The organism is Burkholderia sp. E168m23 (assembly GCF_016586125.1).
Taxonomy (GTDB): Bacteria; Pseudomonadota; Gammaproteobacteria; order Burkholderiales; family Burkholderiaceae; genus Burkholderia; species Burkholderia orbicola.
Window position 1 is genome coordinate 1 of sequence record NZ_BCPP01001168.1, and the last position, 1880, is coordinate 1880.

Consider the following 1880-nt stretch of genomic DNA (forward strand, 5'->3'; position numbering starts at 1 on the left):
CGGACTGTTCCCACTGCGTGCCGCAGCTCTGGTTTCGGCAGGTAAACACGGTCTTTCTCCAGCTGAATTCGGTTGATGGCGCGCCCGGGCGGGCGCGGCCACGGCGGGCGGCGCTCGCGCGGCTCGGGCGCGGGCCGCACCGGCGGTGGCTCGGGTTGTGTCGATGCGGGTGATGGATCGGGCGGCGACGGGGTCGCGCGTGCCGCAATTCTAGCGGAAGCCGGTGCTCGCGCCCGGCGCGCACCAGGAAAAACGGCCGCCCCGGAGGGCGGCCGTGTCGGGCGGCATAACGGTGCCGCATGGGTGCCGCGCGGCTGTTGCGCGGCTGTTGCGCGGCGTCGGGCGCGTTTACAGCGCCATGTCGGCCGATGCCTTCGCCGGGCGGGCCGGCGCGTTGCCGGTGGCCTGCGACGGCGCGCCGAGGTCGATCTTCGGCGGCGGCGACAGTTGCAGCACGTCGCTCGTGTAGGTCCATTCCTCGACGACCTTCGCCGGGCTGTCGTTCAGCTTGGTGCCGTAGCTCGGCACGATCTGGCGGATCTTCTGCTGCCACTCGGGCGTCGCGACCTTGTCCTTGAACACCTTCTGCATCAGGTTCAGCATGATCGGTGCGGCGGTCGATGCGCCCGGCGACGCGCCGAGCAGACCGGCGATGCTGCCGTCCTGCGACGCGACGATCTCGGTGCCGAGCTTCAGCACGCCGCCCTTGACCGGGTCGCGCTTGATGATCTGCACGCGCTGGCCGGCCTGCCACAGGCGCCAGTCTTCCTTCTTCGCGTTCGGGAAGTATTCCTTCAGCGCGTTGAAGCGGTCGTCGTCGGTCAGCATCAGCTGGCCGGCGAGGTACTGCACCAGCGGGAATTCGTCGACGCCCACGCGCATCATCGGCGCGACGTTGTGCAGGTTGGTGCTCTTCGCGAGGTCGAAGTACGAGCCGTTCTTCAGGAACTTGGTCGAGAACGTCGCGAACGGCCCGAACAGGATGATCTTCTTGCCGTCAATGATCCGCGTGTCGAGGTGCGGCACCGACATCGGCGGCGAGCCGACCGACGCCTTGCCGTACGCCTTCGCGAGGTGCTGCTTCACGACTTCGGGGTTGTCGGTCACGAGGAACGAGCCGCCGACCGGGAATGCGCCGTAGTCCTTCGCCTCGGGGATGCCCGACGCCTGCAGCAGGTGCAGCGCACCGCCGCCCGCGCCGATGAACACGAACTTCGCGTCGACCGATTGCGGCGGTTCGTCGGAATGCAGCTTGACCCACGACACGTGCCACGTGCCGTCGGCGTTGCGCGTGATCTCGCGCACTTCGCTCGACAGCGACAGCGTGAAGTTCGGCTGCGTCTTCAGGTAGCCGACGAACTGGCGCGTGATCTCGCCGAAGTTCACGTCGGTGCCGATCGGCGTCCACGTCGCGGCCACCTTCTGGTTGCGGTCGCGGCCTTCCATCATCAGCGGCACCCACTGCTTGATCTGGTCGTAGTCTTCCGAATATTGCATCCCGCGGAACAGCGGGCTGGCCTGCAGCGCTTCGTAGCGCTTCTTCAGGAAGCGCACGTTGTCGTCGCCCCACACGAAGCTCATGTGCGGCGTGGAGTTGATGAATGAGTGCGGATTCTTCAGCACGCCTTGCTTGACCTGCCACGCCCAGAACTGGCGCGAGATCTGGAACGACTCGTTGATCTCGATCGCCTTCGAGATGTCGACCTTGCCGTCCGCCTTCTCCGGCGTGTAGTTCAGCTCGGCGAGCGCCGAGTGGCCGGTGCCGGCGTTATTCCAGCCGTTCGAGCTTTCCAGCGCGACGCCGTCGAGGCGTTCGACCATCGTCATCGACCAGTTGGGCTGGAGTTCGTGCAGCCAGACGCCGAGCGTCGAGCTCATGA

Annotated in this window: 1 protein-coding gene; it reads right to left on the reverse strand. The window is 66.7% G+C overall.

The features are described 5' to 3' along the window. Window positions 1-348 precede the first annotated feature (348 nt). Window positions 349-1880: malate dehydrogenase (quinone) (gene mqo, locus JMF90_RS35280; protein ID WP_201326182.1), on the reverse strand; the 1532-nt coding region annotated here is incomplete at its 5' end.